Genomic DNA, 1,011 nt, shown 5'->3' on the forward strand with positions numbered 1-1,011 from the left:
CTAGGTCGTTTCTGATGGCTCTTGGACGGTGTCTCGGAGCCAGATGACGATCGCGGTGACGGTCAGAGTGCCATTGAAGATGTAGTCGCGTTTGTCATACCGGGTGGCCACCGCGCGGAACTGCTTCCACTTGTTCACGCACCGCTCGACTGCGTTGCGACGGCGGTACTGGACCTTGTCGAAGGCCGGGGGCCGGCCACCGGCTCGTCCCCGGCGCTTGCGGTGCAGCCGCTGGTCGTCGGGCTGGGCGATGGTGGCTTTGATGCCGCGCCGTCGCAGGTAGGCGCGGTTGTCGCGGCTGGAGTAGGCCTTGTCGCCGCGGACCCGGTCCGGCCGGCTGCGCGGGCGGCCCGGTCCGCGGCGCCGGATGCGTAAGCCGTCCAGCACCGGGGCGAACATCGGGCTGTCACCGCGCTGACCGGGCGTGGTCAGCCAGTGCAGCGGGCGGGCCCGGTCGTCGGAGAGCAGATGGACCTTGCTGGTCAGCCCGCCCCGTGAGCGCCCCAACGCCTCCCGCCCATCTGCCTCCTCACGCGCCCCGCCCCTTTTTGCGGGTGGTCGGCCGGGGGCTTGCGAGGCGCTCCGGCCGCGTGCTGATGCGCCCGGCAGGAGGTGGAGTCGATGTTCACCGCCCACTCCTGCCGGCCCGCCCGGCCGGCGAGCGCCCCGTCCGGGTCGCCGGCATCCGCCTCGATCTGTAACTCCTCAAGGACGGCCTGCCAGGTGCCGTCGGCCGACCAGCGGCGATGGCGCTCATAGACGGTCTGCCAAGGGCCGTACCGTTCCGGCAGGTCAGGCCAGGGCACCCCGGTCCGGGCCCGGAACAACACCCCGTTGATCACCCTGCGGTGATCCGCCCACTGCCCACCCGGCTTGCCGTTACCGGGCAGGAGAGGCTCGATCTTCCGCCACTGCGCGTCCGTGAGCTCGTGTCGCCGCACCATACGGGCGTCCTGCCCGGCCAACCAGGAGATCCACCCCGCCCACCAAGAGCCATCAGAAACGGCCTAG

General features: G+C 70.9%; 1 protein-coding gene. It reads right to left on the reverse strand.

The features are described from left to right. Positions 1–941 (reverse strand): IS5 family transposase gene (locus IF83_RS32790; protein ID WP_394297398.1). Its coding sequence is split into 2 segments (ribosomal slippage): positions 1–578 and positions 578–941, totalling 942 coding nucleotides; the frame shifts between segments, so codons are not numbered across the junction. Positions 942–1,011: the final 70 nt, after the last annotated feature.

Source organism: Streptomyces albus subsp. albus, assembly GCF_000719865.1.
Lineage (GTDB): Bacteria > Actinomycetota > Actinomycetes > Streptomycetales > Streptomycetaceae > Streptomyces > Streptomyces albus_E.